Origin of the sequence: Arthrobacter sp. AL05, from assembly GCF_029960715.1 — a bacterium.
Classification (GTDB): Bacteria; Actinomycetota; Actinomycetes; order Actinomycetales; family Micrococcaceae; genus Arthrobacter.
On the sequence record NZ_JASBRC010000003.1, the window covers coordinates 169,840 to 196,356 of the forward strand.

Genomic DNA, 26,517 nt, shown 5'->3' on the forward strand with positions numbered 1-26,517 from the left:
TGTCAATCCTTCGTCAGGGCCGTGATGGTTACGGCGTTGGGGGTGGTTTGGTGGACTGCCGGGACTGTGGAGCCCGGCAGCGAAGCGGCGGCGGCACCGTGTGCCACAGCCTGGCGGAGACAATCGGCCGGGGCGGCGCCCTGGCTGGAAGCGAGCAGGTAACCGGCCAGTGACGAATCGCCGGCGCCTACCGTGCTCACCGCGGTGACCGGCGGATGCGTGGCCAGCCACGCGCCGTCGGCCGTGACGAGCACCGCACCCTTGGAGCCGAGTGTTGCCAGCACGGCACCGACTCCGGATCGCACGACGGCGGAAGCGGCCGCCGCGGCCGCCCCCGGATCCGCTTCGAGTTCCTCGGCGGACTTGTGCGTGGCGAACCCGGCTGCGGCAGCCAGTTCCACCAGTTCCTCGGCATTGGGTTTGATGAGATCCGGTTTCCCCAGCGCATCGCCGCAGATCGCGGCGGCGAGCGGTTCGCCGGAGGAGTCCACGGCGACAAGGGGAGCCTCTTTGCCGTGATCCATGCTGCGCAGCCGCCGGGTGACGGTGGCGTAGAAGTTGGCCGGGACCCCGGGTGGGAGCGATCCAGCCAGGACAACCCAGCTGGCTCCCCGGGAGTGGTCCAGGAGCAGCCCGATCAGGGCTTCCTGCTGGTCCGCACTCAGCGCCGGTCCGGGTTCGTTGATCTTGGTGGTCACGCCGCCGGGTTCGGTGAGCGCCACGTTGCTGCGCAGCGGCTCTCCGATGGGGAGGGCGGCGAATGGGACGTCGACTTCGCGGAGACCGGCGAGGACGGGGTCCGCCTCGGCGCCCGGGAGCACGGCGACGGTCTTCAGCCCGGAGGCGACCAGGGCGCGGGAGACGTTTACGCCCTTGCCGCCGGATTCCTGCCGGACGGAGACGGCGCGCTGGACTTCGCCGCGGACCAGGGGTCCCGGCAGTGCCACGGTGCGGTCCAGGCTTGGGTTGGCGGTCAGGGTGACAATCATGCGACCACTACCTCCACTCCGGCATCCGCGAGGGCGTCGGCCAGGTCCTGGCCGGGTTTCGTGTCAGTGATCAAAGTGTCCAGATCTTTCAACGAGGCGAACTGGACCAGGGTTTCGGCATCCAGCTTGGAGGAATCAGCGAGCACCACTATGCGGCGGGCTGAATGGACGAAGGCGGCTTTGACAGCGGCTTCTTCAGGATCGGGGGTGCTCAGCCCGAAGGCTGCGTGGATGCCGTTGGTGCCGATGAAAGCGATATCCGGGCGGATCCTGCGGGCGGCTTCCACCGTGGACTGGCCGACGGCGGCCTGGGTGATTCCGCGGACCCTGCCGCCAAGCAGGTGCAAGGCGATGCCGGCCTCACCGGAGAGCTTTGCCGCGACGGGCAGCGAGTGGGTGATGACCACGAGTTCCGCGCCGGGTGCTGCAGCGGCTGACGTCGCTGCAGTCCGCGCGGCCAGGCGGTCGGCGAGGGTCTCGGTGGTGGAGCCGGCGTCGATCAGGATGCTGCCGGTTCGGTTTTCCGGGATCAGTGCGAGGGCCGCTTCGGCGATCCGGGTCTTTTCCGGTTGCCGCTGGTCGGCGCGGACCAGGATGCTTTCTTCGCTGGTGCTGAAGCGGTCCGGGGAGACGGCGCCGCCGTGTACCCGGCGCACACTGCCGGCGGATTCGAGGGCGGCCAGGTCCCGGCGGACGGTTTCGGTGGTGATGCTGAAACGCTCGGCGAGGTCCGTGACGCTGGCACGGCCGCTGGCAACAATGAGCCCCACGATCAGCTGTTGGCGTTCCTCGGCGAACACTGGCTCTCCCTTGCGTCAGTACTGCGGACCTCCCCCGCACTTCCGTGATGACCATCACAATGAAGTGGAGTTGATTGACTTTATCTGTGAATATGTGGCTTTGTCAATGAAAAACAACATGAACACAGAAATGTCCCGTACGCGGCCGATGGGCATGCCCAGTTTTCGGATCGAGGAGTGGGCATATCTGGACTATGTCCATCCGTGGGGCCGGGCGCAGGGCATGTCCGCCGCCGGGCCCGGGCGCGGGGCATGCGCAGGGGTAGGGGTAGAGGTAGCGGGTAGGGGTGGAGACGGGTTCGGCCGGTGTTCACGCACGGGACGGTGCGCGTGCTGGAAGGGCGGGAAGGGCCATACAACGGCCGACGCCGGGCCGGGCCCGGTAAAGGGTTCGGCCCGGCGTCGGGTGGCTTATGCGGTGCGCGGCGGCGCGCTCGGACTAGATGCCGGCGTCGCGGCTTTCGTTCCGGGTGATGGTCTCGCCGGTATTGGGGTCCACAACGGAGCGTGTCTCGCTGACCCGGCGGGTGCGGCTGCGCCCTGGTGAGGCCAGGACCAGGGAAGCGATCAGCCCGATGACACCGACCGCCATCAGGATGTAGCCGATCATGGTCTGGTCCACATTGGGGATCAGGCCGGGGGTGATGGCCCAGGCGAGGATGGCGCCGAGGGCGATGAGGAAAATGGCGGAACCGATTCTCATGACTTGCTCCTTGTGTCCGGTCGGACGGTTAAGTATTGCTAAGCATGCTGTCCAGCGTCAGGCTACAGCCCGGTGCGTGTTGTTTCAACGATCTCATTGACGCCACTCCGGCCAGTTTTCGCACGTAGTCTTGAAGCGTCCGCTGCGGCCGGCCAGATACGTGCCGCCGTTTACCGCACTGCCGCACCAGCCCCGCACCCCGGCGGGTTACGCAACGTGCCTCACAGAAATCCGGTGCCCATGCTTACAGCTTTCCCCAGAGTCGTCGTCACCGGACTGGGAGCAGTGACTCCCGTCGGTGCGACGGCGGCCGAGACCCGGGCCGCGTTGCTGGCCGGGCGCTCAGGAATCGCGGCACTTGAGGATGACTGGGCGCAGGAGCTTCCGGTCCGGATGGCGGGCCGGGCGGACGTTGATGTTCCCGCGCTGCTCTCCACCCCGGAATATAAGAGGATGGACCGGTGCGGGCACCTCGCGTTGATTGCGGCCCGGGAAGCGTGGGCGCAGGCAGGCCGTCCCGCAGCCGACCCGGAACGCCTGGCCGTGGTGATCGGATCCGGCTATGGCGGCCTGGACACAACCCTGGAGCAGGCCCGGGCCCTTGATGCCCGCGGGCCGCGGCGCGTCTCCCCGCACACGCTGACCCGGATCATGACCAACGCGCCCGCGGCCTGGGTGTCCATGGATGTCGGCGCCAAAGGCGGGGCGCGCACCCCGGTGAGCGCCTGTGCCTCCGGGGCGGAAGCCATCTCCCAGGCGGCAGACATGATCCGTGCCGGGACAGCGGATGTTGTGATCGCCGGCGGCGTGGATTCCTGCATCAACGGCCTCATCCTCAGCGGCTTCGCCCAAATTCGGGCCCTGTCCACCCGCAACGGAGACCCGGAGTCCGCTTCGCGGCCGTTCGACCGGGACCGGGACGGATTCGTACTGGCGGAGGGCGCCGCGATCCTGGTCCTGGAACGCGAAGACCACGCCCGCGCCCGGGGAGCGGAAGTGCTCGGTGTCGTGGCCGGAACTGCTGTGACATCCGACGCCGTCGACATCGTCGCCGCCGATCCGGTCATGCAGCGGCGGGTGATGGAAAAGGCCATCGCCGCCGCAGGCCTTGGTGCCGGAGACATCGGGCTGGTCCATGCCCACGCGACCTCCACCCCGGTCGGCGATCGCCTGGAAGCCGACGCGATCAGTGCCGTACTTGGAAACCAGGTACCCGTTACCTCCACAAAATCCCTCACCGGGCACCTCCTTGGCGGCGCAGGCGCCCTCGGCGCCGTCGTCCTGATCCAGGCGCTGAAAACCGGGGACTTTCCGGGGTCCGGCAACCTTGACCAACCCGACGACGGGATCGACCTGAACCTTCTGCGGAAAACGGTGGCAGGCCAGGGAGCCAGGGCAGGCATCGCCAACGCCTTCGGATTCGGCGGTCACAGCACCGCCTTGGTGATCACCGAAAGCTAGGCTGTTGCGATGGAGCGAGTCCTCTGGTCCAAACCGGAACACGAACGCGACGGGACCCCGTTGCTGGTCATGATGCACGGCTACGGCCGGGATGAATCCCGGATGGTGAAACTCTTTGGCAGCCTGCCGTCCGGGTTCAGTTGCGCGGCGCTGCGTGGCCCCAAGGAGATCGGCGACGGGTACGGCTGGTTCCTGCTGGACTACTTCCTGACCCATGACTTCGCTGACGTCATCGCTGCCGCCAACGCCGTGTTCAGCTGGATCGAATCAGTCAAGTCCCAACACACCAGCATCAGCCTGCTCGGCTACTCGCAGGGCATGGCCATGGCCACGACACTGCTCCGGTTGCGGCCGGCGGAGTTCCGCGCCGCCGTCGGGCTGTCAGGATTTGTACTGGACAACGAACTCCTGGCGATGAGCGAATCGTTCGAGTCCCGGCCGCCCTTCTTCTGGGGCCGGGACCGGGATGACCTGGTGATAAACGCCGCCGCAGGGGAGCACACCGAGGAGTGGCTCCACGAGCACACACAGCTCACGGCGAGGACCTACCCGGGAACGGGCCACGCCATTTCGGCCGCGGAACTGGTGGACGTCAGCGCGTTCCTCCGCCACTATGTGCTGAACCCGGGAAACTGACTCCGCCCGCGGCCGGACTCCAAGTGGGGTGGCGATAGTGCCAAAGGTCCTTTTATCCAATTGCGCGTCAATTTTGTAAGCGCTTACACTCAACGTGGGCCGTATTTCTGGCCGTCAACTGACTTCAGGGGGAAGAAAGGGCTGAGCCCTGTGTTGCAGGCTAAGGCGCCGCGTCACCGTCGAGGACGTCGGCGCACTCTCCGGATTTTCCATCTGCACCGACTCCCGCAGCTTCGAAGACCGCCGTGCGCCCTTCGGGAGGTATCCGATCCCGGCGCCCCACGGCTACGCAGCAATTGAAGGGCTCCACCGCCCTGGAGTGCCAAAACCCCGTCACGCCAGCTTCGGGAGACCAAACTGACAGCGGGCCAGCGCACCCGCCGGCGTTAAACGGCGCCCGGTTGCGACCGGGAATGCCCGCTATCTTCAGCGCTGGGGCCCCGTTCCGGTCCGCCCCCTTAAAACGCCGGCCCCGGCCTGCCGGCCCACCGACTGAAAAATGCCGTCTGAAAGGACAACCGAACCATGACTGAGCTTTCCAACAGCACCGCGTCGAGCTGGGCCGGGGCGTCTGCCATCCTCTTTGACCTCGACGGCGTCCTGACCCCAACCGCGATTGTGCACGAGCGCGCCTGGCGCGAACTTTTTGACGGCTACCTCCAGTCCGTTCCCGGGGCCGCCGCCTACCGCGCAAGCGACTATTTCGACCACATCGACGGCAAACCCCGTTTCGATGGCGTCCGGGACTTCCTCGCCTCCCGCGACATCGTCCTGCCCGAAGGCCCGCTGGAGGACGAACCGGAGCACAACACCGTCCACGGCCTGGGTAACCGCAAAAACCAGGTCTTTAACGACATCGTCGCCGCCGGCGGGGTTCGGCCCTACGCAGGCTCTGTGCGGTTCGTCGACGCGGCACTGGCCCGCGGGCTGAAGCTCGCCGTCGTTTCCTCTTCCCGCAACGCCCCGGCGGTGCTCAAGGCCGCCGGACTTTCGGATTACTTCCCGGTAGTGGTCGACGGGGTCGTCGCCGTGGCCGAGGGCCTGCCCGGCAAGCCCAGCCCGGCGACCTACGAATATGCCGCCCGGTTGCTGGGCCTGCCCAGCGACGAGTGCGTTGTGGTCGAGGATGCCGTGTCCGGCGTCCAATCCGGCCGGGCCGGGAACTTCCATTCGGTGATCGGCGTGGACCGCGGGGCGGGCCGGCAGACCCTGCTGGCCGCCGGAGCCACGCTCGTCGTCAACGACCTCGACGAGCTGCTCTAGCCCGTCACCCTTCCGTCCCGACCAGGACGCTGCAAGGCCCTGCAAGACCGCACAAAAACCTCTCATCAGCAGCCTTTTTACCGCCTGAAGGATAAACCATGGCCCTTATCACCTCTGACCGCGCGCGGTTCCCCAATGACCCCTGGCAGCTGGTCGAGACTGTGCACCTCCCCGGCAACGCCGGCACGCTGGAGACCCTCTTCAGCCTCGGCAACGGCCACCTCGGTATCCGCGGCGCCCACTGGGCCGCCGCCGACGCCGAGCTGCCGGGCAGCTTCGTCAACGGCTTCCACGAGACCTGGGACATCAAGCACGCGGAGAACGCCTACGGCTTCGCCCGCACCGGCCAGCGGATCCTCTACATCCCCGACGCCAACAACTTCACCGTGATCATCGACGGCGAAACCTTGAGCCTGGACGAATCCACAGTGCTCGACTACCGCCGCAGTGTCGACTTCGCCACCGGCGTGTACGAATGCCGGATCGTCTGGCAGTGCCGCTCGGGCGCCACCGTGACCACCATCGAACGACGCGCTGTCGGCTACCAGTCCCGCGGTGCGCTTGGCATCTCGCTGGAACTCGGCGCGGACCGGGATATCTCCGCGGACGTGACCTCCTCGGTGATAAACCGCCAGGACCAGCCGGTGGATGATCACTCGGCCCACGACCCCCGGCGTGCCGGCCGGCACGCCGGGCGGGTGCTGCTGCCGGTGCGGCTCGACGGCGGCGACGGCTCGCTGCGGCTGTCCTGGGAGACCGCCGAATCCAAACAGCGCATTGGCCTGGCTGTCGACCACTGGACCAACGCCGGCGTGCAGCCTTTCGACACCCAGGTGCATGAGGACGACAGCAGTGTCCGCTACGTTCTGGCCGTAAGCGCCGACGAGCCGTTTGTGCTGGAAAAGAGTGTCAGCTACGCCGTCGGGCAAGCCTCCGAAGACCTTGCCGACGACGCGGAAGCGGGTCTGAGGCCGCTGTCGGAGATTTTCGCCGAAAGCGCGGAGCATTACCGAAACTACTGGACCACCAGCGACATCATCCTCGCCGGCCAGACCGAGCTGCAGCAGGCCGTCCGCTGGAACCTCTTCCAGTTGGCCCAGGCCACCGCCTGCGCCGACGTCGCCGGCATCCCGGCGAAGGGTGTGTCCGGTTCCGGCTATGACGGGCACTACTTCTGGGACCAGGAGGTGTACCTGATGCCCTACCTGACGTACACCAGCCCCGGCAACGCCCGCCAGGTCCTGCAGTTCCGCCATGAGATGCTGCCCGAAGCCAAGATCCGGGCCAAGGAACTCAGCGTGGACGGCGCCCTGTTCCCTTGGCGCACCATTAACGGGCTGGAGGCCAGCGCCTACTACGCCGCCGGCACGGCCCAGTTCCACATCGCCGCCGCGATCGCCTTCGCGACCAACCGCTACATCTGGGCCAGCGGCGACCAGGAGTTCCAGGAAACCCTCGGCGCCGAGCTGCTGATCGAGACCGCCCGGATGTGGGTGTCCCTGGGTTTCTTTGGCAAGGACGGGCAGTTCCATATTCACGGCGTCACCGGCCCGGATGAGTACACCGCCGTTGTCAACGACAACGTCTATACCAACGTGATGGCGCGCTTTAACCTGCGGGCGGCGGCGGCGCTGGATCACCCCGGGATTGACGATGCCGAACGCCAGGTGTGGGAGCAGGCCGCCAACCGGATGCAGCTGCCCTATGACGAGGACCTCCAGGTCCACGCTCAGGACAACGACTTTATGACCCTGGAGCCGTGGGACTGGACGACACCGCGTTCCAAGTACCCGCTGCTGCTGCACTTCCACCCGCTGGTGATCTACCGCCACCAGGTGCTGAAGCAGGCCGATACCGTGCTGGCCATGTTCCTGCAGTGGCAGGACTTCACGGCCGAGGAAAAGCGCCGCGCCTTCGATTTCTACGACCCGATCACCACCGGCGACTCCACCCTGTCCGCCTGTGTGCAGGGCATCATGGCGGCCGAGGTCGGCTACGGCGACGCCGCGCTGGACCACTTCACGCACGCGTTGTTCATCGACCTGGACGACACACACGGCAACACGATCGACGGCGTGCACATCGCGTCCACCGGCGGCGTGTGGAGCTCGCTGGTCAGCGGCTTCGCCGGCCTCCGGGACCAGGGTGCGGTGCCCTACTTCGACCCGCGGCTGCCCGCTGGCTGGGAAGGGCTCTCGTTCCACCTGAAGATCCAGGGCCGGCTGCTGCAGCTTGAACTGGAGCAGGGTGCCATCAGCCTGACGGTGCGCGGGGGCCCACCGCTCGAGATCGACGTCCGCGGCGAGCTGTTTACGGTCGACGGTGATCCGGTCCGGGTGCCGCTGGCCCCGGTGGCGGTCCCGGAGCCCACGATCTTCCCGAGCGGACTGCCGACGGCGTCCCTGCCGATGGTGCGCGCAGCCGGCTAGGCCTGCTGCTGCCGTTCGGCGGCGCCGCTGCTGCCGAGGTGCCCGTCGCCAGCCAGGCGCTCCGGGCCGTCGTCGAGCGGGTTGGCGATCTCGTCGGCCGGCATCTTCGCGACGGCCAGTGCGATGACCGCCACAACCGGACACACGGTCCCGGCCACCAGGAAGATGAGCCCGACCGGCAGCACCTCGGCGGCCGGGCCGGCGAGGGCCATGGAGACCGGCATCAGGGCCAGCGAGACGAAGAAGTCCAGGCTTGAGACGCGGCCCAGCAGGTGCGGGGGAACCCGGCGCTGCAGCAGGGTGCCCCAAATGACCATGCCCATCCCGCCGGTGGCACCGAAGACGAAGAGCGCGGCAGCCAGCGCCCAAAAGCTGTCGATGATGCCGACGGCGGCAAGTGGCAGGCTCCCGGCGCCCCAGCTCACCATCATCGCGCTCAGGTAGCGGCGCGGCAGCGGGAACGAAGCAGTTGCCAGCGACGCGGCGGCGCCGCCGACGCCCATCACCGCGAGCAGGAATCCGAACTGGCGCGAGTCGCCGCCGAGCTGGTCGCGGACCACAAACGGCAGGAGCACCTCGATGGGGCCGATCAGGAAAAGTACGGAGATGCAGGCCCACAGCAGGGTCCACATTAGCCAGGGTGTGCGGACCGTGTAGCTGACTCCTTCGCGGAGGTCCTGCAGCAGGGACGTTGGGGCGCGTTCGCCGGTCCCGGAACCTGCCCCGCCGCCAGCGCCGTCCATATCCGGACGGGGCTGGCGGCGGAGCAGGCTGAGGACGGCGAGGGCCAGCAGGTGGCACACCGCCACCCCGGTCACTGCATGCGCGGGGGAGAGGGCTGCGACCAGGATGCCCGCGACGGCCGGGCCGGTGGCCTGCTGCAGGAGCGGCCGCATGGTCCCTTCCAAACCGTTAGCCGCGAGCAGGTCCTCCGGCGGCAGGATCCGGGGGAGGATGGCGGAGTAGGCGGGGAAGAAGAATGCTGCGCCGGCGCCGAGCACAAACCCGCCGAGCGCCAGATGCCAGAGTTCCAGCCAGCCCAGCATGGCCAGTCCGCTGATGGTGGCGATGACGGCCAGGTTGGCCCCCTCCACCGCGATGATGAGCAGCCGCTGCGGGAACCGGTCCGCGGCGATGCCGCCCATCAGCAAAAACGCGACGAGTCCGGCGCTGCCGGCGGCCGCAACGAGGGAGAGCTCCAACGGCCCCCCGCCGAGCTCGATCACCTCGTAGACCATCGCCACGGCCCACATTCCGGAGCCGAAAATGGAGATGGCCAGTGCTGTAATCAGCACACGGTATTCCCGGTGTGCGAAGGGCCGCAGGGCCCTCGGTGAGCGCATGGTCCCAGTTTAGGCTGCGACTTCGCGTGAGGGCGGCGGTTTCCAGGCGGGAAAATCCGATGGAATAGGCGGGCCGGTGTCCGGGTTGTCGCCTAACGGGACGGGCAATCCAACCAGGACACCCCGTTCCGACGCACGGGGCCGGAAAGCCGCTACGCAGTTCTGCTGCGGCGGCCACAGGCCCGATTGAGCCGGACTACCCAGAATCGGAGATGGTGGATTAATGACTGCTTACAAGACAGTGAACCCCGCGACCGGAGAGACGCTGAAGGAATTTCCGCTTGCTACCGCGGATGAGGTGGAGAATGCCCTCGCGGCCTCGAAGCAGGCCTTCCAGGCCTGGCAGGCTGCGCCCGTAGCGGACCGCGCCGCGGTCATTGCCCGCGTGGCCGAACTGTACCGGGAACGACAGGACGAACTGGCCCGTCTGATCGCCACGGAGATGGGCAAGCCCTTGGCCCAGTCCCGGGGCGAAGTGGGCCTGGTGGCCGACATCTACTCGTACTACGCCGAAGAGGGCCCGGCCTTCCTCGAAGACGAACTGCTTGATGTTAAAGGCGGCGGCGAAGCAATCGTCCGCTCAGCACCGGTCGGGCCGCTCCTGGGCATCATGCCGTGGAACTACCCGTACTACCAAGTGGCCCGGTTCGCCGCCCCCAACCTGGTCCTCGGCAACACCATCCTGCTCAAGCATGCCGGCAGCTGCCCCCAGTCCGCCCTTGCCATTGAACAGATTTTCAAGGATGCCGGGCTCCCGGAGGGTGTCTACCTCAACGTTTTCCTGAGCAACGAACAGGTTGCCGAAGTCGTCGCCGATGACCGGGTCCAGGGTGTCTCCCTGACCGGAAGCGAGCGGGCCGGCTCAGCAGTCGCCGAGGTGGCCGGCCGCAACCTGAAGAAGTATGTGCTCGAACTCGGTGGCAGTGATCCGTTTATCGTCCTCGACTCAGACGACCTGGACGCCACGGTAAAGGCAGCGGTCAGCGGACGGATCGGGAACGCCGGCCAGGCCTGCACGGCTTCGAAGCGTTTTATCATCCTTGAGGACCTGTACGAGGCTTTTGTGGAGAAGTTCACTGCGCGGATGTCCGCGGTCAAGCACGGTGATCCCTTGCTCGCCGACACCCGCTTCGGGCCGCTCTCCTCACAGAGCGCCGCGGACGGCCTCATCGAGCAGATCCAGGACGCCGTGGACAAGGGCGCTACCCTGCGGACCGGCGGACACCACATCGATGGCCCCGGCGCCTTCGTGGAGCCCACGGTGCTGACGGATGTGACCCCCGGGATGCGGGCGTTCTCCGAAGAACTCTTCGGCCCGGCGGCCGTCGTCTACAAGGTCGCCAGCGTTGAGGAGGCCATTGAACTGGCCAACGGGTCCCCGTACGGGCTCGGCGGTGCGGTCTTCAGTGCCGACGCCGAGAAGGCCAAGGCGGTGGCCGATCGGCTGGACACCGGCATGGTCTTTATCAATTCCGTGGCCGAAACCCAGGCGGATCTGCCCTTCGGTGGTGTGAAGCGTTCGGGCGTCGGGCGCGAGCTGGCACGGTTCGGCATGAATGAGTTCGTCAATAAGAAGCTCATCCGGACCCCGCGCTAAACCGGGCAGTTCTTCGCGGCAGTTGAGGGCGGACAGGCGCCGCCGATCCGCCCTCAACTGCCCGCCCGGGCCATCGTCCGCCTCTACCGGCGGCGCCGCTGTGGCCTAGTGTTAAGGCTTGAATCCACAGCAGTGACGGTTCCGATGAGAGGCGATGATGGCCAAGCGAGGCAACCCGGCAATGAAAATTGCCCAGCAGTCAGCACACAACGCGATGTTCGACGCCGAGGGCAAACCCCGGGCAGGTGTGCACAACGTGCTCCTGCGGGCCGTTGAAATCCAGCGCCCCTTGATCCTGGCGAACCTTCGCCGGCTCCAGCGAAAGCACCCGCGGGCCACGGCGGCCCAGCTGGCCGCAACCCTGGAACGGGACTACCTCATTGCCGTCACCGGCGGCGGCGCGCTTGTGGGCGGGGCGGCCGTGATTCCCGGCGTCGGGACTGTGGCCGCACTGGGCCTCTCGGCCGCCGCGACCGCCGGTTTCCTGGAGGCCACAGCACTTTTTGCCACCTCTCTCGCCGAACTTCACGGCGTGCGGATGGTGGATCCGGAGAAGGCCAGCACACTGGTCATGGCCGTAATGCTCGGCGAGGAAGGCACCGCGCTGTTGAGTTCCCTGAGCGGCCAAGCCACCGGGCAGGGCGGCGGGCCCACCCAGGCGTGGGGCACACTGTTCGCACGCCGGGCACCGCTTGTTGGCTTCGGCCAGGTTCGTGAACGGATCCAGCGGGCTTTCCTCCGGAGCCTGCTCAGGCGCCAAGGCGGTGCCTTGCTGGGCCGGGCCCTGCCGTTCGGCGTCGGGGCCGTCGTGGGCGGGGTCGGCAACCGGATGATGGGACGGGCCGTGGTGGCCAATGCCAAGGAAGCGTTCGGACCGCTGCCCCTCGTGATCCCCGGCGAACTGGGAGCGACCGCGGAGCTGGACGGCCCGGCAGCAGCCCCGGCTGACACAAAGGACAGCAAGGACGATTCAGCGCAGAAAGGCGGCACGTTTTGGATTTGAACGCTGACTTGGGGGAGTCCTTCGGGACGTGGACCATGGGCGACGACGCCGCGATGTTTCCGCTTCTGACGAGCGCCAGCGTGGCCTGCGGGCTGCACGCCGGGGACCCCGTGACCATGCTGGACACCTGCCGGGCGGCCTACGAGTCCGACGTGCGGGTGGGCGCTCACCTGGGCTACCCGGACATGGCCGGATTCGGGCTCCGGGCCCTGGACATGACGTTCGATGATCTCTTCGGCGCCGTGCTGTACCAGCTCGGCGCCTTGGACGGGGTGGCGCACGCCGTCGGCGCCTCGGTGGACTACATCAAGCTGCACGGGGCACTCTACGACCGGACAGTGCGCGACGCCGAGCAGGCTTCGGCAGTCGTCGCGGCCATCCAGGCCTACGATCCGGGGCTTGCCGTGCTGGGCTTCCCGGGCTCCGCCCTGCTCGGGATCGCCCAAGAAGCCGGCCATCCGGTCTTTACCGAGGCCTTCGCCGACCGCGCCTACCTGCCCGACGGCACCCTGCTGCCGCGCTCGCAGGATGGTGCACTGCTGGAGGACCTCGGCCGGATCCAGGAACGGGCCGTGCGCCTTGCCGTCGAAGGCGAGGTCGAAGCTGTGGACGGGACGGTGCTCAGGATCGAACCGCACTCGCTGTGCATCCACGGTGACACGCCCGGGTCGGTCGAAACCGCCGCCGCGATCCGCGCGGCCCTCGAAAGCGCAGGCGTGGAGCTGGAAAGCTTCGCTTAGCCGAAGACCAGGTGGGCCACAGCAAAAATCGCGAGGCCGGCAAGGGCGCCCACCACGGTGCCGTTAATTCGGATGAACTGCAGGTCCTTGCCGATCTGAAGCTCGATCTTTTGCGAGGTTTCCTCGGCATCCCAGCGGGATACGGTATCGGTGATCACACCTGCGATGTCCGAGCGGTACGTCTTGACGAGATACCCGGCGGCGTCCCCGATCCACCTGTTCACCTTGCCGGCCAGTTCGCCGTCGACAACGAGCCGGGTGCCGAAGTCATGCACGGCGGCTTTGAACCTGACGGTCAGTTCGCTGTGCGGATCGTCGACGGCGGAGAGCAGCGCGGCCTTGATGGTGCCCCAGGTTCGGGAGGCGAGTTCCCGAATTTCCGGATCTCCCAGGACTTGGGCCTTGATGCCTTCGGCCCGGGCAATCATAACCGGATCGTGCTGCAGGTCCTGTGCCAGATCCTTGAGGTACGTGTCGATCGACCGGCGGACCTGGTGCTGCGGGTCGGTCTGCACAGCGCGGGTGAATTTGAGGATCTCGACGTAGACCTTGTCGCCTACGAGTCCGTCGACGAACGACGGCACCCACGTCGGGGACCGGTCAGTCACCACCCGGTTGACCGTCTCCTGGTTGTCCCGCACCCAGTCCACGGTTCGGTCCACGAGCACGTCCACCAAGGCGTGGTGATGGCCGTCGTCGAAGATCCGCTCGGCGACCCGGCCCACCGGGGGACCCCACGGCGGAGCGAGCAGATGCCGGCGGACCATGCCCTCGATCACGGCCTGGACGTCGTCGTCGTTGAGCACGGTAAAGGCCCCGCGGATGACGGCGGCACCTTCCTTGGCCACCCGCTCCGCGCCGCCGGGCCCGGAGAGCCAAGCTCCGGCTTTGCGGGCGATGTCCACCGAGGCCAGTTTCTCCTGGACCACCTGCTCGGAAAGGAAGTTGGTTTCCACGAATTCACCCAGCGAGGCGCCAATCTGGTCCTTGCGCTGCGGAATGATGGCGGTGTGCGGGATTTTCAAGCCCATCGGGTACTTGAACAGGGCCGTCACCGCGAACCAGTCGGCGAGGGCGCCCACCATACCGCCCTCGGCCGCAGCCCGGACGTATTCGAGCCAGGGGTACTGCTTCTGCAGGGCGAAGGCGACCACAAAGATGATGGCCATCAAAACCAACAGTGAGAGCGCCAGCAGCTTCATCCGCCGGAGCGCGGATTCTTTCGCGGCGTCGCTCCCTGCCATGGATTGGCGGCGGCTGGGGCGGCCGACTGCGGGCGCGTTGGCGCCGGCGGGGCCCTCCGCGCGGGTAGTTGGCTTAGATTTCACCTGCATGTGCCCAGCCTAGCCCGGCTTGGGCGGTGGCCGTCCGCTAACGTGTCAGCATGACGACTGCCGAGTCCACCGCAACCCGTCCGCTGGTCTACGCCCACCGTGGTTCCAGTGCGGCGTTCGCTGAGCACACCCGGGCGGCCTACCTGCAGGCAATTGCCGACGGCGCCGACGGTGTGGAGTGCGATATCCACCTCACCAGGGACCAGCACGCTGTACTGCTGCACGACTCAACCCTGGACCGCACCTCGGATGGCACCGGAGCCGTGGCGGACAGGACCCTCGAGGAGCTCCGGGCGCTGGACTTTTCCTCCTGGAAGGGCGCCAGGATCCCGGAAGAATACGGCAGTAGATCAGCCCAGCTGCTGACGCTCCCGGAGTTGCTGGCCCTCCTGCGGACAGCAGGCCGGGAGATCGGGCTGGCAATTGAACTCAAACACCCGAGTCCCTTTCAGCTCAAGCTCGAAGACCGTGTCCTGGAAATCCTCACGGCCGAAGGCTGGGATCCGGCGACGTCCCGGCTCGGGAACATCGTGGTGTCTTTTATGAGCTTCAGCCCGGACTCCGTGAAGCACCTGCTGGGAACCGTCCCGTCCGCCGCCGTGTGCCAGCTTGTGGACGACGTCGACGTCGAGGAGCTCCGCGAGGAGCTGGGCCTCGGGGCGCTCACCGGCGGAGCGCTCGCCAATGTGATGAAGGCCGCGCAAACGGAAGCCGAACGGATCCTGGATGACTGCGAGACCGGGCTGGCCGGCCCGGGCATCGACTATGTCCGGGGCCATTCCCGGACCATCCGGCGCTGGCTCAACTCCGGCCGGCGGTTCCGGGTGTGGACGGTGGATTCGGAAGCCGACGTCGCCTTGTGCCAGGAGCTTGGGATCCACGAGGTCACCACCAACCGGCCCGGGCAGGTCCTGGCGCAGCTCTCGGCCGGGTCGCGGAGCCTCGGCTTGCACGGGTAGCTCCCGCTGGTCTTTGCGCCTCAGCCCAAGGGAACAGGGGAGGCTACGCTGCAAGGTCCCGGCGCCGCCAGCCGGCGAACCCGAACGCAGCAAGCACGGCCGCTGCCACGGTCAGGACACCCAGCGCCGCACCATCCCCGGATCCCACCGGGAGCAGCGGGGAATGCCTGAACGGGGAGAGGTCCATCAGCCAATTCGGGGCGTTCCACAGCACCCCGAACTCTCCCAAGGCGACGAACGCCAGCAGGAGGCCCCAGGCCGCCCCGGTCAGCCGAGGCGCCCAGCCGAACACCGCCAGAGCGAGGCTGGTAACAACCCATGCGGCCGGCACCTGGGCCAAAGCGGCAACGGTGCTGCGGCCCAGCAGGGAGGCATCGTTGACGGCGAAGGCGGCTCCGGCACCAATCGACAGGCCCGCCAGAAAGAGCAGCAAAACGACGCCGGCCAACGCAAAGGTGAAGTGGCTGCCCGCCCACCGGAACCGGGTAGTGGCCGTGCCCAGCAGGACTTCGGTATGGCCCGCGGCTTCCTCGCTGCGCAGATGGTTCGCCGCCGATACCCCGTAGGCGGCCGCCAGTAGACCCATGATGCTGATTTCCGCGGCCAGGAAGGCCTCCGTCAAAGCGCGGGGGCCGCCCAGCAGCTTGATAAGGTCCTGGGCGTTTGGTGAACTCAGCAGCTCTGCCACATTGGAGACCAGGGAACCGATGACAACGCCGAAAATCACGAACGCCACGGCCCAGCCTAAAAGTACGCGGTACTGCAGCCTTACGGCCAGGCCCCAGACGCCGGAGAGCGAGCCTACGGCAGGTCCGGGACGCCCGGCAGCGATCCCGGCTCCCAGATCCCGCCGTGCCCGAAGCGCGAATGCCGCCGGAACCAGCACGAGAGAGAGTGCAACAGGCAGCGCCAGCACCCACCAGCGGTCTCCGGCGAACGCCCGGATCTGCTGGTTCCACCCGATGGGCGAGAGCCAGGAGAGCGCCGAGGGCCCCGGCTCGGCGAGGTCTCCGACAGCGCGCAAAGCATAGGTCACTGCGACGATACTGACACTGATCCCGGTCGCGGCCCGGGCGCTGGCGGTGAGCTGTGCCGCCACGCCGGCCACGGCGCTGAATACCATCCCGGTGGCGGCCCAGCCCAGGCCGAAGGCGAAGGAACCGGCCGCCGGCAGTCCGCCGGCGGCCAGCGCGGCTGCCGAGAGCAACCCGAGCAGCACGTTGGCCCCCAGGCTGATCGTGAGGGCCGCCGCCAGCGGTGCGTCTCGCCCCAGCCGCCCGCCGCCGAGCAGTTCCAGGCGTCCGCTCTCCTCGTCCCCGCGGGTGTGACGGACGGTGAGGACGATCATCAGGACGGCCAGGATGGCGGCCATAAACGCGGTGTATTTGATGAGCGACAGCGCACCGATCGAGCCGGGGTCGTAGATCCGCCCGAACATGGCCACCATGGAGGCGGTCGCGTTCAGGGCGGTGGAGGCCTCGATGCGGCTCGTGGCATCGGGGTAGAGCTCGACTCCGGCACGCGCGGTCGAGTAGGCGGTCAAGGCGAAACCGACGATCCACGCAGGCAGCATCCAGCGGTCCCGCCGCAGCCCGAGACGGATCAGGACGCCGGTTCCGGCCAGGGTCTCAGGCATCGCCGGCCCGCCGTCGGCCCGGCCTGGCAGGGGCACCGGAGCCGGGCTGTCCGGGCGGGGCGCCGGACGCCGCCGCCGAATCCCCGGCAGTGCCGGCACCATAGTGGCGCAGGAACAGGTCCTCGAGCGTTGGCGGCTGGCTTGTGAGGGACCTCAGTCCCGCCGTCGTCAGTGCCTGCATCAGGTGGTTCAGGCCGGCCGGCTCGACTTGGGCGTTGACCCGGTGGTCCGTTACGACGACGTCGTGGACACCGGGCAGGAGTTCGAGTCCGGGCGGCACCGTGGCGACGTCGGCGGTGACCGAAGTTCGGGTGAGATGCCGCAGTTGCTCCAGCGGGCCGGTCTCCACCAGCCGCCCGGACCGGATAATGCTGACCCGGTCCGAAAGTGCCTCGGCCTCACTGAGGATATGGCTGCTCAGCACCACTGTTCTCCCCTGCGTGCGCAGTTCGCGGACGCAGCTGCGGAATACGTCCGCCATCAGCGGGTCCAGCCCGCTCGTCGGCTCGTCCAGCAGGAAAAGTTCAGCATCGGTGGCCAGGGCAGCAACAAGGGCCACTTTCTGGCGGTTTCCCTTGGAGTACGCCCGGGCCCTCTTGCTGGGGTCCAGTTCGAACAGGTCCAGGAGCTGATCCCGGCGTGCGCGGTCCTGCCCGCCCTGAAGCCGGCCCAGCAGGTCGATGATCTCCCCGCCTGTCAGGTTCGGCCACAGTGCTACGTCCCCGGGGACGTAGGCCAACCGGCGGTGCAAGGTCGATACCTCACGCCAGGGGTCGAGTCCCAGCACCCGGATGGAACCGGCATTGGAGCGCAGCAGACCCAGCAGCAGCCGCAAGGTGGTGGATTTGCCTGATCCGTTGGGCCCGAGGAAACCGTGCACCTCACCGGCAGCCACGTCGAAGTCCAAGCCGTCCAGCGCCTGCACGGTCCCGAACCGCTTCACAACGCCCTTCATTTCCACCGCAGCGCCCATACGCAACAACGTACCCCGATTGACGCTCGTGACACCCTGCAGAAAGTCCTGTTTTGAGGCAGCCAGTCACGGTTAGCGGGGGGACCGCGGCTGTGATTGAGTTAATCCATGCCATCTCGCTGGTCCGGCCGGGACACCCAGACACTTTCCGCGGTCGCGATGAGCGTCCTGCTGCTGGCCAGCGCGTCGAAGCACTTTGATGATCCGGATTTCTTCGCGCCAGTGGTTCCCGATGCGCTGTGCCGGGATGACAGCGGCGGGAAGCCAAACAGCCCCCTCGCGGTCCTGTCCCGGGAGGAATGGGTCGCATTCAGCGGCCTGCTTGAAGTGGCCGCCGCCGTGGGGCTCCTGGTCCCGGTGACACGTCGCGCCGCGGCCGGATGTGTGACGGCCATGTTCACCCTTTTCCTCGCCGGACACCTCGACGCCCTGCGAAAGGCCTACGGCCCGGGCGGGACCCCCGCCCGGCGCCGCACGCACACCCTGCGGTTGCCGCTGCAGGCGCCGCTGATTGCCTGGGCCTGGAGCTTGCGGAAAACCGCACCGGCGCAACGGGCCCGGCAGCAACAGGCCCGGCGGTGAGGCTTCTGCAGTCCCCGGCCGTGCGGGTGGGGCTCTCCATCAGCATCGCCACCGGACTCTACGGCGTCTCTTTCGGAGCGCTGTCCGTTACATCAGGCCTTGACTTTTGGCAGACTATGGCCCTGAGCCTGCTGCTGTTCAGCGGCGGCTCACAATTCGCGTTTATCGGTGTGGTAGCCGGGGGCGGCTCCGCGGTCGCCGCGATGGGGGCGGCCACCCTGTTGGGCATGCGTAACGGGATTTACGGCATGCAGATCAACGCACTGCTGGCGCCGCGGGGCTGGCTGCGGTTTGCGGCCGCCCACGTCACCATCGACGAGTCGACCGCCACCAGCACCGGTCAAACTGATCCGCTGGAGCGCAAGCGTGGCTTCTGGACCGCGGGCGTTGGCATCTTCGTTCTCTGGAACCTGTTCACCGCCGTGGGCGCCCTGGCAGGCGGGGCGCTCGGCGATCCCAAACAGTGGGGCCTCGACGGCGCTGCCGTGGCGGCGTTCCTGGGCCTGTTGTGGCCCCGGCTCAAGGGCCGCGAACCTGTGGCGATCGCCGTCGTCTGTGCCCTGGCCACTGTGCTGGCGGTACCATTGGTGCCCGCCGGGGTGCCGATCCTGGTGGCCGCCGTGGTTGCGGCGGCAATCGGCTGGTTCAGTAATGGCCGCAGCGACGAAGGACTGGAACCGGACGTGGACCCTTATGCGGACCACCCGGACGCACGGGTGCGCCCGGCAGGGGATACCGCATGAGCCTGTGGATGTGGCTGCTGCTTTCCTGTCTGCTGGCCTACGCGTGGAAACTGCTGGGATATCTGGTCCCGGCCAGCGTGCTCCGTGACCCCCGGATGTCCCGGATCGCCGGCACCATGACGATCGGGCTGCTGGCCTCCCTGGCCATTGTTAATACCGTGGCCTCGGGCCAGACGCTGGCGCTGGATGCACGGCTGGGGGCATTGGCTGCGGCGGGCCTCGCCCTGGTGCTCCGGGCACCCTTTCTCGTGGTCGTCCTGGCCGGAGCCGGCGCAGCAGCAATACTGAGGCTGCTGGGCTGGAACTAGCCGTACCGGCTGGCAGCTGTTACCAAAATGCCGCCTGCGAACGAATGGTCGATGGGGCTGGGGTTGGTAAGGTGACCCGGACCTTTGGGAGAATTTTGAAACGAGCTGACTGGCCGGCTGCAGGCATGGTTTTCCGGAGGACCGGACTGCCCGTCGTTGTGATGACACTGGCCTTGGCCGGTTATCTCGCGGGCCGGCTTCTGCATGGCGAGGGCTTCGACGCCGTAGTTGATGGCTGGCTGGCGGCGGCTACGGGGTGGACAACGGCTGCAGTGTGCTGGCTGGCACTGCACCGGTCCGCCGGAGTGCGGATCGAGTACGCACTGGCTACGGTTGCGGTGACGGCGACTGTGGCGGGGGATACGTATTACACCTTGGCGCAGGACGAATCCGGTGTTTTGCCTTCGCCTTCGCTGGCAGACCTTGGATACATGCTCTTTTATGCCCTGATGCTGCTGGCTTTGATCGTTGTTGTGGGAAAGAGGCTGCATGGAGCTGCGTGGCCCGTTTTCCTCGACAGCGCTGTTGCCGCCTGCGGGGCAGCCACGGTGTTGGCGGTAGTCCTTGAACCCGTGGTGGGGTCCTCAGGCGAAGCTGGCCTCTCTGCCCGGACCGTGATTGCCGTCGCGTATCCGCTCTTTGACCTGATGCTTATTGCCGTGGTTGCGGCCATTTTCGCGGCCCGGGGTGAAACGGACGGACACTGGGCTCCGCTCGTGGTTGGTTTGCTCATCTTCGCTGCAGCGGATGTTGTGTTTGCGCTGGGGGAAGCATCGGGAGCATATTCGGTGGGGTCAGCTCTGGACATGGCCTGGGCCGTCGGGATCGCACTGATAGCCGTGTGGGTTGACCGGGCCTCCCGTGCCGGGCAACCGCGCCGGCGCCGGCGAACGGCCCATCAGGCGCTTCTGCTGCCCGGAGCGGCGACAGCGGCGGCGTTGGCGGTTCTGCTGCTGGGGAGCGAGCAACACGTGCCGGTCTACGCGCTGGTGTTAGCCAGCGCCACCCTGGTCCTCGCGGCCGTGCCGATGGCATTCCGCCACCGACTCTTGCGCAGATTGGCCCGGACGGATGATTTGACCGGGCTGCTTAACCGGCGGGCGTTCCACGATGATTGTGTGCAACGATTGGCCGCCGCCGCCGGTGCCGCCGCCGCCGGTGCCGGCGCCGGCAAGCGCAGCGGTGCGCTGCTGTTGCTTGATCTGGACCGCTTCAAGGAAATCAATGACAGTCTGGGCCACGAGGCCGGCGACCGCCTGCTGGTCCAGGTCGGGGAACGGTTGTCGCGGTCGCTTCGCACCGGTGACCTGCTGGCCCGGCTGGGCGGTGATGAGTTCGCGGTGCTTCTGAATGGCAGCAGCGCCGACGAAGCCGACGCTGTGGCCCGCAAGATCCGCGATGCGCTGGCCGGGGGGTTCCCGGTAGCCGGGATTGAACTGCGGACCAGCGTCAGCATCGGCGTTGCGCTCTTCCCGGGCCATGGGGCCGACGCCAACTCACTCCTTCGCAAGGCAGACCTTGCCATGTACCGGGCCAAGACGGCCCGAAGCGGGCACCAGTTATACCATCAGGACGATGACCGGCAGGGCGAGTTGCGGCTGCGCACCATCCAGGAACTACGCACCGCATTGGTCCTCGATCAGCTGGTATTGCATTACCAGCCCCAAATCGATCTCGCCACGAACGAGATCCACGGGGTCGAGGCCCTGGTGCGCTGGGACCATCCCGCCCGGGGGCTGCTGATGCCCGCTGACTTCCTGGACCTCGCGGAAGAATGCGGCCTGATGCATGACCTCACGCTGGTCGTGCTGCAGAAGGCGCTGGATCAAGCCGCTCAGTGGTCTTCTCGACAGGCGAAGCTCACGGTTGCAGTCAACATCTCCGCGAGTTCGCTGGTCGACGTCGGGCTTCCCCGCCGGATCAGTGCCATGCTGCATGAGCGGCAGCTCCCGGCCAGTGCCTTGATCCTGGAAATAACCGAGGACTTCCTGATGGCCGACCGTGACCGCGCGCGGGGAATTCTGACCGAACTCAGGGGCAACGGTATTCAGATTGCCGTCGATGACTTTGGCACGGGCTACAGTTCCCTGGCTTATCTGCGCGAGCTGCCCATCGACGAGCTGAAGCTCGACCAGTCGTTCGTGCAGCCGATGGGCACGGACCCCCGGGCCTCGGCCCTTGTGGCGTCCACCATCGCCCTGGCACACAGCCTGGGACTGCGGATCGTCGCCGAGGGCGTGGAAACCAGGCAGACACAGGACGAACTCAAGGAGCTCGGCTGCAACAACGCCCAAGGACACTATGTCTCGCTCCCGGTCAGCGCCGCGGAACTGGACGGCTGGCTCGTTAGCCGGCGCCAGCTGGAACCCGCCCCGCAGCCCTGAGGCATTCCGGGCCAAGGCCAAGGCCGGGCCCTAGCCAAGGACGGAGTCGAAGGCTGTTCCCGGCAGGGGCGCCTGCGGCGGCAGCGGCCGGTGGGGGCGTTCCGAACGGATCGCGTCCTCGACGAGGGCGGCCGCACGGCGCCAGGCATCCGAACCCGCCTCCATGGTGTCCACCACGCCAATCAGCATGGCCAGCAGCCGGATCAGGTCGGTCATCGAAATGTCGCTGCGCAGCGTACCCTGGCCCTGTCCGCGGCCCAGGAGCACGGCGACGGACTCAATCAAGTCCCCCGTAATGCCGGTCAGCAGCCCGCGCCGGCCAGCGACGGCACCAAGCAGGTTGGCTTCTTCGCTAGCGACGCCCATCAGCGCGTCAATAACACGGAAGAGGCCGTCGGCGGCGTCGGGACCGGCCAGGGCCTCCTCGATGACCGGGTCCACCAGCAAACCGAGCTGGCGGTGCAGTGCGGCGAGGACCAGTTCTTCCTTGTCGGCGAAGTTCCGGAAGAGCGTCGCCGGGCCGACTCCTGCGGTCACGGCGATGGTCTGCAGCGGGACTTCCGGGCCGTGCTCACGGAAGCACAGGCGGGCGGCCGTGATGATCTTGTCCACGTTCCGCGCGGCATCAGCGCGGAGCGGTTTGCGGTCTGCTGCCCGGTTCATTTGCTTAGGGTAGCAACGCGCACCCGGGGCGGGGAGGTTACTCCCGGGTAGGCGGGAATGTGACGGTATGCGCGGCAGCGGTAGCGGCCGGGGGGCGGGTTCCGGGGCCCGGTCCGGGTTCCGGTCCGGGCCCCTGACGCCCCCGCCCGCCAGCCATGCCGCGGGGCGGCGGCGTACGTGAAAGACTGGGCCCATGTTGCTTGCATTCTCCGTCGCACCCTCCGGCCGTCCCGCGCGAACGGCCGATGGCCCGGAAGCCGGTTCCCGGGCCATCGCTTCGGACGAGGCATCGGTGCACGACGCCGTCGCCGAAGCGGTCCGGATCGTGCGGGAGTCGGGCCTGCCGAACCACACGGACTCGATGTTCACCACAATCGAGGGCGAGTGGGATGAAGTCTTCGACGTCGTCAAGCGCGCTACCGAGGCTGTCGGCCGCTACGGCAGCAGGGTCTCGCTGGTCATCAAAGCGGACATTCGCCCGGGCTTTACGGGCGAACTGACCGGAAAGCTCGACCGGTTGGAAGAAGCCATCGGGGGCGCCTCAAGCCCGGCAGCCGGCTAGGAACAGGCCCCGTCGGGCCTACCGCCGGGGCGGGGCAGCTGAAAGACTGGGGCAATGTTCGAGCATCAGCCCACCGCCCGCTGGTCCGCCGTCGAAGACTTCCTGTCCGCCGTTGTGGTCCGGGCGGACAACTCCCTCAAACGCGCCCTCACCACGGCGCTTGAGGCGGGGATGCCGCCCATCGAGGTGGCCCCCAACGCCGGGAAACTGCTCAAACTCCTCGTTCAGCTCTCCGGCGCCCGGCGCGTGCTGGAAATCGGGACCCTGGCGGGGTTCAGTACCATCTGGATGGCACAGGGACTGCCCGACGGCGGGCGGCTGCTCAGCTGTGAATACCTGCCCGAACATGCCCGCGTGGCCCGCGCCAATGTGGACGCCGCCGGCCTGGGCCACCTGGTGGAGATCCGGACCGGGCTCGCGCTTGCGACGCTGCGAGGTCTCGCCGACGAGGACGTTGAGCCCTTTGATTTCGTTTTCATCGACGCGGACAAGGAAAACAACCCGCACTACCTCGACTGGGCCATCCGCCTCGGCAGGCCCGGCACGGCCATCGTGATGGACAACATGGTGTGGGAGGGTGCCGTGCTGGACCCCGCCCTGGACCCCGTCACTGCCCGGGGGATCATCAGCGCCCTGGACATGCTGGGCCAGGATCCGAGGCTGGACGGCACCGTGATCCAGACGGTGGGCACCAAAGGCTGGGACGGCTTCGCCCTCGCGCGGGTGTTGTAGCAGCGGGGGGCCTCCCGCCGGCGCCGGAACTGACGCCGGAATCCGAAAAGTGCTAAGTGTGCTTAGATTTACTGAGCGAGTCGCCCTATGCCGAACAGTTGTCCGGCCGGCAGGCGCGGACGACAAAGCACCAGACACCATTCGAAGGAGAACAGGCCCGAATGAACCGGAAGCCACCCTCCCAGCAGCCCCTGGCCGTGCGGATAAGCTCCGGGCCGGAGCGCCTGGCCGGCCTCGGCCCCCTGCTGGCGGAAGCCCGGTCCGCCGTCGGCGACGTCCCGGCCCTGCTGGAGCTGGCCAAATCCGCAGCCGAAACCGCACCGAACCCCGGCGAGGGAGGGACGGCGTTCCTCTGGGAAATGTTGGCTTCCGTCACGGCCGTCGACGTTGCGGCTGGACGGGCCATTGAACCGCATCTGGACGCGGCGGCAATCCTCGCCCAGTCCGCCGCCCTGGCCGCAGGCAGCCAAGCGGCCCGCCACGCGGCGCTGCCGGACCGGAACGGCCCGGACGCCGGCGCCTGGGGTGTGTTTGCCGCCGAAGCGGCAGGCCTGCGGCTCGAGGCCAAAGCCACTGACGGCAGTTTCCTGCTGCACGGCGCCAAACCATGGTGCTCGCTGGCTGCCCAGCTGGACCACGCCGTCGTGACCGCCCACCTGGACGACGGCGGCAGGGCGGCTTTCGCAGTGGACCTCCATGCCCAGGGCGTCAGCTTCGAAGACCCGCGGTGGAGCAGCCTGGGGCTCCGGGAAATCCCCAGCGGCACAGTGCGCTTCGACGCCGTTCCGGCCGTGCCACTGGGCGCCGCCGGCTGGTATTACCGCCGGCCCGGCTTCGCTTGGGGCGGCATGGGCGTTGCGGCCTGCTGGCTGGGCGGCGCCGTCGCGGTGGCCCGCGGGTTCAAGGAGGCTTTGGTTGCGGCGTCCGACGGCGGCCGCAAACCGGACCAGCTCGCGCTCGCCCACCTCGGCGAGATTGACCGTACCCTGACGGCCCTGACCGGTTACCTGGCCCGGACGGCGGAGGCAATTGATGCCGGGGAACTCTCGGGCAGCGGCGCCTGGAGCGAGGCCCTGCGCGTCCGCGGACAGGTGGCCACCGCCGTCGAACACATCCAGGCCCTTGTCAGCCAGAATCTCGGGCCCGCCCCGCTCGCGTTCGATCCCGTCTATGGGAAGCGTATGGCTGACCTCTCGCTGTACATCCGCCAGCACCACACCATGCGCGACGACGCGCAACTCGGTGCCCGCACGCTCAAAGGGGACCACCCATGGTGAGCTTCACCCATCAGGACGCCGGGACCAGCGAGGCCGCCTGGGCGGCCAGCGGGCTGGTTGCCCGGCCGGAGCTGCTGCTTGAGCCGGGGGAGGGTGCCGGCCGGGTGGTTATTGTCCTGGCCGCGCATCCGGACGACGAATCCCTTGGTGCCGGCGGTCTGATGGCTCGGCTCGAACGGCTCGGCGCACGCGTCACTGTCCTGTTGTGCACGGCCGGGGAGTCCTCCCACCCGGACTCTCCCAGCACGACGCCGGAACAGCTCGCCGGCGTGCGGCTCAAAGAATTCGGCGGTGCTCTCGAGCGCCTGCTGCCGGAACCGGAGTGGCGTTTCCTCGGGCTACCGGACGGCAGGCTCGCCGACCACCGGGAAGAGCTGCGCGCGGCACTCCAGCGCGCGATCGCCGAGGCAACTGCCGCCTCGGGGCTGCCCCCGGCCGGCATTACGCTCGTGGCCCCGTACCGGCACGACGGCCACACAGACCACGAAGAATTGGGCGCCGCCGCGGCCGAGGCCGCCAATGCCGGCGGCCACGGGCTGCTGGAATACCCCATCTGGTACTGGCTCTGGGCGGACGCCACGGACCCCGCATGGCAGTCGTGGCTGCGCCTGCCGCTGGATCCCGCGGAACAACGGGCCAAGGCCGCGGCGATGGCTGCCCACTCGTCGCAGGTCCAGGCACTCTCCGGTCAGCCAGGGGACGAGGCGCTGCTTTCGCCGGCCTTCCTGGGCCACTTCGAACGGCCATTTGAGACGTTCGCCTGGCAGCGCCCCACTGGAGCCACCGGCGCCTACGCCGCCGCCGACGCCGAAGGCGTTTTTGATGCTGTCCACACCGAAACCGACGACCCCTGGGAGTACACCACCAGCTGGTACGAACAGCGAAAACGCTCGCTTACCCTCGCCGCCCTGCCCGGCGAGGTATATACCGCAGGGCTGGAGGTCGGCTGCTCGATCGGGACGCTCAGCGCGGAACTCGCACAACGCTGCACCACGTTCCTGGCTGTCGACGCGAGCAGCGCCGCGTTGGCCCACGCCGCCCGGCGCCTCGACCACCTGCCCGCTGCCCGGACCCGCCAGCTCACTGTCCCGCGGGAGTGGCCGGACGGCCGGTTCGACCTGATTGTGGTCTCCGAGGTGGGCTACTACCTCGCAGCCGGTGAGCTGGCCGGGCTGTTCGCCCGGGTCGAGGCCGCGCTCCTGCCCGGCGGCTCCCTGGTCCTGTGCCACTGGCGTCATCCGATCTCCGGCTGGGAGCTCGACGGCGACGCAGTGCACGCCGCAGCACGCCGCCAACTCGGCTGGAGCGACGCCGGACTGTATCGCGAACGTGACTTCATCCTGGAGGTCCTGACCGCTCCGCTGGAAACCGCCGTCGTTCCGGGCCCGGAGGGTTAGGCG

At 67.8% G+C, this 26,517-nt stretch carries 24 protein-coding genes; 16 read left to right on the forward strand and 8 right to left on the reverse strand.

Going from position 1 to position 26,517, the window contains the following annotated elements; genetic code table 11:
* Nucleotides 1–2: 2 nt before the first annotated feature.
* From QK287_RS05290 to QK287_RS05300, 3 genes are all read right to left on the reverse strand, one after another.
* Nucleotides 3–989, reverse strand: a complete 987-nt coding sequence (locus tag QK287_RS05290) for a hexose kinase (RefSeq protein ID WP_226773895.1) — start codon at nucleotides 987–989, stop codon at nucleotides 3–5.
* Nucleotides 986–1,789: a DeoR/GlpR family DNA-binding transcription regulator gene (locus QK287_RS05295; RefSeq protein WP_226773896.1), complete on the reverse strand. Its 804-nt coding sequence runs from the start codon at nucleotides 1,787–1,789 to the stop codon at nucleotides 986–988. The genes QK287_RS05290 and QK287_RS05295 overlap by 4 nt, the downstream gene beginning before the upstream one ends.
* A gap of 439 nt (nucleotides 1,790–2,228) precedes the next feature.
* Nucleotides 2,229–2,492 (reverse strand): DUF6458 family protein, encoded by a 264-nt coding sequence (locus QK287_RS05300; protein WP_226774695.1) that lies wholly within the window; start codon nucleotides 2,490–2,492, stop codon nucleotides 2,229–2,231.
* A gap of 240 nt (nucleotides 2,493–2,732) precedes the next feature.
* Here QK287_RS05300 and QK287_RS05305 point away from each other — a divergent pair, with 240 nt between their 5' ends.
* The 4 genes from QK287_RS05305 to QK287_RS05320 all read left to right on the forward strand — a co-directional run bounded on the left by QK287_RS05305 (nucleotide 2,733) and on the right by QK287_RS05320 (nucleotide 8,281).
* Nucleotides 2,733–3,953 (forward strand): beta-ketoacyl-[acyl-carrier-protein] synthase family protein, encoded by a 1,221-nt coding sequence (locus QK287_RS05305; RefSeq protein ID WP_282359589.1) that lies wholly within the window; start codon nucleotides 2,733–2,735, stop codon nucleotides 3,951–3,953.
* Nucleotides 3,954–3,962: 9 nt separating this feature from the next.
* A complete protein-coding gene (locus QK287_RS05310) occupies nucleotides 3,963–4,589 on the forward strand; it encodes a dienelactone hydrolase family protein (protein ID WP_282359505.1) in 627 nt (208 codons plus the stop codon).
* 525 nt (nucleotides 4,590–5,114) lie between these two features.
* Nucleotides 5,115–5,852, forward strand: a complete 738-nt coding sequence (locus QK287_RS05315) for an HAD-IA family hydrolase (protein WP_282359506.1) — start codon at nucleotides 5,115–5,117, stop codon at nucleotides 5,850–5,852.
* 98 nt (nucleotides 5,853–5,950) lie between these two features.
* The gene (locus tag QK287_RS05320; protein WP_282359507.1) at nucleotides 5,951–8,281 is read left to right on the forward strand and encodes a glycosyl hydrolase family 65 protein; all 2,331 of its coding nucleotides are present in this window, start codon (nucleotides 5,951–5,953) and stop codon (nucleotides 8,279–8,281) included.
* Here QK287_RS05320 and QK287_RS05325 read toward each other — a convergent pair.
* A complete protein-coding gene (locus QK287_RS05325; protein ID WP_282359509.1) occupies nucleotides 8,278–9,624 on the reverse strand; it encodes an MFS transporter in 1,347 nt (448 codons plus the stop codon). The genes QK287_RS05320 and QK287_RS05325 overlap by 4 nt on opposite strands.
* Before the next feature lie 223 nt (nucleotides 9,625–9,847).
* Between QK287_RS05325 and QK287_RS05330 the strand changes: the two genes are divergently transcribed.
* From QK287_RS05330 to QK287_RS05340, 3 genes are all read left to right on the forward strand, one after another.
* Nucleotides 9,848–11,221 carry an NAD-dependent succinate-semialdehyde dehydrogenase gene (locus QK287_RS05330; protein ID WP_226774689.1) on the forward strand — a complete coding sequence of 458 codons (1,374 nt, stop codon included), beginning with the start codon at nucleotides 9,848–9,850 and terminating at the stop codon, nucleotides 11,219–11,221.
* A gap of 157 nt (nucleotides 11,222–11,378) precedes the next feature.
* The gene (locus tag QK287_RS05335) at nucleotides 11,379–12,224 is read left to right on the forward strand and encodes a hypothetical protein (protein WP_226774700.1); all 846 of its coding nucleotides are present in this window, start codon (nucleotides 11,379–11,381) and stop codon (nucleotides 12,222–12,224) included.
* On the forward strand, nucleotides 12,215–12,964 hold the full coding sequence (locus QK287_RS05340) for a 5-oxoprolinase subunit PxpA (RefSeq protein WP_226774688.1): 750 nt from the start codon (nucleotides 12,215–12,217) through the stop codon (nucleotides 12,962–12,964). The genes QK287_RS05335 and QK287_RS05340 overlap by 10 nt, the downstream gene beginning before the upstream one ends.
* On the opposite strand, the gene QK287_RS05345 is transcribed toward QK287_RS05340, so the two are convergent.
* A complete protein-coding gene (locus QK287_RS05345) occupies nucleotides 12,961–14,298 on the reverse strand; it encodes a DUF445 domain-containing protein (protein ID WP_226774687.1) in 1,338 nt (445 codons plus the stop codon). The genes QK287_RS05340 and QK287_RS05345 overlap by 4 nt on opposite strands.
* A 50-nt stretch (nucleotides 14,299–14,348) precedes the next feature.
* Between QK287_RS05345 and QK287_RS05350 the strand changes: the two genes are divergently transcribed.
* Entirely contained in the window at nucleotides 14,349–15,257 is a 909-nt protein-coding gene (locus tag QK287_RS05350) for a glycerophosphodiester phosphodiesterase family protein (protein WP_226774686.1), read from the forward strand.
* Nucleotides 15,258–15,300: 43 nt separating this feature from the next.
* Here the strand turns inward: QK287_RS05350 and QK287_RS05355 are convergent, their stop codons facing one another.
* Together QK287_RS05355 and QK287_RS05360 are read right to left on the reverse strand one after the other, a co-directional pair.
* Nucleotides 15,301–16,893, reverse strand: coding sequence for an ABC transporter permease (locus tag QK287_RS05355; protein WP_282359510.1), 1,593 nt, complete (start codon nucleotides 16,891–16,893; stop codon nucleotides 15,301–15,303).
* Nucleotides 16,886–17,866 (reverse strand): ABC transporter ATP-binding protein, encoded by a 981-nt coding sequence (locus tag QK287_RS05360; protein ID WP_226774685.1) that lies wholly within the window; start codon nucleotides 17,864–17,866, stop codon nucleotides 16,886–16,888. The genes QK287_RS05355 and QK287_RS05360 overlap by 8 nt, the downstream gene beginning before the upstream one ends.
* 108 nt (nucleotides 17,867–17,974) lie before the next feature.
* On the opposite strand from QK287_RS05360, the gene QK287_RS05365 reads away from it, so the two are divergent.
* From QK287_RS05365 to QK287_RS05380, 4 genes are all read left to right on the forward strand, one after another.
* Complete coding sequence (locus QK287_RS05365) at nucleotides 17,975–18,448, forward strand: hypothetical protein (RefSeq protein WP_226774684.1); 474 nt, start codon at nucleotides 17,975–17,977, stop codon at nucleotides 18,446–18,448.
* Nucleotides 18,445–19,191, forward strand: coding sequence for an AzlC family ABC transporter permease (locus tag QK287_RS05370; RefSeq protein ID WP_282359511.1), 747 nt, complete (start codon nucleotides 18,445–18,447; stop codon nucleotides 19,189–19,191). The genes QK287_RS05365 and QK287_RS05370 overlap by 4 nt, the downstream gene beginning before the upstream one ends.
* The gene (locus QK287_RS05375; RefSeq protein ID WP_282359512.1) at nucleotides 19,188–19,499 is read left to right on the forward strand and encodes an AzlD domain-containing protein; all 312 of its coding nucleotides are present in this window, start codon (nucleotides 19,188–19,190) and stop codon (nucleotides 19,497–19,499) included. The genes QK287_RS05370 and QK287_RS05375 overlap by 4 nt, the downstream gene beginning before the upstream one ends.
* Before the next feature lie 95 nt (nucleotides 19,500–19,594).
* A complete protein-coding gene (locus QK287_RS05380; protein WP_282359513.1) occupies nucleotides 19,595–21,883 on the forward strand; it encodes an EAL domain-containing protein in 2,289 nt (762 codons plus the stop codon).
* Nucleotides 21,884–21,913: 30 nt separating this feature from the next.
* Here the strand turns inward: QK287_RS05380 and QK287_RS05385 are convergent, their stop codons facing one another.
* The gene (locus QK287_RS05385; protein WP_226774680.1) at nucleotides 21,914–22,546 is read right to left on the reverse strand and encodes a TetR/AcrR family transcriptional regulator; all 633 of its coding nucleotides are present in this window, start codon (nucleotides 22,544–22,546) and stop codon (nucleotides 21,914–21,916) included.
* A gap of 193 nt (nucleotides 22,547–22,739) precedes the next feature.
* Here QK287_RS05385 and QK287_RS05390 point away from each other — a divergent pair, with 193 nt between their 5' ends.
* The 4 genes from QK287_RS05390 to QK287_RS05405 all read left to right on the forward strand — a co-directional run bounded on the left by QK287_RS05390 (nucleotide 22,740) and on the right by QK287_RS05405 (nucleotide 26,514).
* Nucleotides 22,740–23,108 carry a thiamine-binding protein gene (locus QK287_RS05390; RefSeq protein ID WP_226774679.1) on the forward strand — a complete coding sequence of 123 codons (369 nt, stop codon included), beginning with the start codon at nucleotides 22,740–22,742 and terminating at the stop codon, nucleotides 23,106–23,108.
* A gap of 54 nt (nucleotides 23,109–23,162) precedes the next feature.
* Complete coding sequence (locus tag QK287_RS05395) at nucleotides 23,163–23,840, forward strand: O-methyltransferase (protein ID WP_226774678.1); 678 nt, start codon at nucleotides 23,163–23,165, stop codon at nucleotides 23,838–23,840.
* A 161-nt stretch (nucleotides 23,841–24,001) separates the two neighbouring features.
* Nucleotides 24,002–25,117 (forward strand): acyl-CoA dehydrogenase family protein, encoded by a 1,116-nt coding sequence (locus QK287_RS05400; RefSeq protein ID WP_226774677.1) that lies wholly within the window; start codon nucleotides 24,002–24,004, stop codon nucleotides 25,115–25,117.
* The gene (locus QK287_RS05405) at nucleotides 25,111–26,514 is read left to right on the forward strand and encodes a bifunctional PIG-L family deacetylase/class I SAM-dependent methyltransferase (protein WP_226774676.1); all 1,404 of its coding nucleotides are present in this window, start codon (nucleotides 25,111–25,113) and stop codon (nucleotides 26,512–26,514) included. Before QK287_RS05400 ends, QK287_RS05405 begins: the two co-directional genes overlap by 7 nt.
* Nucleotides 26,515–26,517: the final 3 nt, after the last annotated feature.

Bases quoted from the DNA above. Each gene is read 5' to 3' on its own strand.
- QK287_RS05290 (WP_226773895.1), bottom strand. From the start codon at position 989: ATGATTGTCACCCTGACCGCCAACCCAAGCCTGGACCGCACCGTGGCA.
- QK287_RS05300 (WP_226774695.1), bottom strand. From the start codon at position 2,492: ATGAGAATCGGTTCCGCCATTTTCCTCATCGCCCTCGGCGCCATCCTC.
- QK287_RS05305 (WP_282359589.1), top strand. From the start codon at position 2,733: ATGCTTACAGCTTTCCCCAGAGTCGTCGTCACCGGACTGGGAGCAGTG.
- QK287_RS05310 (WP_282359505.1), top strand. From the start codon at position 3,963: ATGGAGCGAGTCCTCTGGTCCAAACCGGAACACGAACGCGACGGGACC.
- QK287_RS05315 (WP_282359506.1), top strand. From the start codon at position 5,115: ATGACTGAGCTTTCCAACAGCACCGCGTCGAGCTGGGCCGGGGCGTCT.
- QK287_RS05320 (WP_282359507.1), top strand. From the start codon at position 5,951: ATGGCCCTTATCACCTCTGACCGCGCGCGGTTCCCCAATGACCCCTGG.
- QK287_RS05325 (WP_282359509.1), bottom strand. From the start codon at position 9,624: ATGCGCTCACCGAGGGCCCTGCGGCCCTTCGCACACCGGGAATACCGT.
- QK287_RS05330 (WP_226774689.1), top strand. From the start codon at position 9,848: ATGACTGCTTACAAGACAGTGAACCCCGCGACCGGAGAGACGCTGAAG.
- QK287_RS05335 (WP_226774700.1), top strand. From the start codon at position 11,379: ATGGCCAAGCGAGGCAACCCGGCAATGAAAATTGCCCAGCAGTCAGCA.
- QK287_RS05345 (WP_226774687.1), bottom strand. From the start codon at position 14,298: ATGCAGGTGAAATCTAAGCCAACTACCCGCGCGGAGGGCCCCGCCGGC.
- QK287_RS05350 (WP_226774686.1), top strand. From the start codon at position 14,349: ATGACGACTGCCGAGTCCACCGCAACCCGTCCGCTGGTCTACGCCCAC.
- QK287_RS05355 (WP_282359510.1), bottom strand. From the start codon at position 16,893: ATGCCTGAGACCCTGGCCGGAACCGGCGTCCTGATCCGTCTCGGGCTG.
- QK287_RS05360 (WP_226774685.1), bottom strand. From the start codon at position 17,866: ATGGGCGCTGCGGTGGAAATGAAGGGCGTTGTGAAGCGGTTCGGGACC.
- QK287_RS05365 (WP_226774684.1), top strand. From the start codon at position 17,975: ATGCCATCTCGCTGGTCCGGCCGGGACACCCAGACACTTTCCGCGGTC.
- QK287_RS05375 (WP_282359512.1), top strand. From the start codon at position 19,188: ATGAGCCTGTGGATGTGGCTGCTGCTTTCCTGTCTGCTGGCCTACGCG.
- QK287_RS05385 (WP_226774680.1), bottom strand. From the start codon at position 22,546: ATGAACCGGGCAGCAGACCGCAAACCGCTCCGCGCTGATGCCGCGCGG.
- QK287_RS05390 (WP_226774679.1), top strand. From the start codon at position 22,740: ATGTTGCTTGCATTCTCCGTCGCACCCTCCGGCCGTCCCGCGCGAACG.
- QK287_RS05395 (WP_226774678.1), top strand. From the start codon at position 23,163: ATGTTCGAGCATCAGCCCACCGCCCGCTGGTCCGCCGTCGAAGACTTC.
- QK287_RS05400 (WP_226774677.1), top strand. From the start codon at position 24,002: ATGAACCGGAAGCCACCCTCCCAGCAGCCCCTGGCCGTGCGGATAAGC.
- QK287_RS05405 (WP_226774676.1), top strand. From the start codon at position 25,111: ATGGTGAGCTTCACCCATCAGGACGCCGGGACCAGCGAGGCCGCCTGG.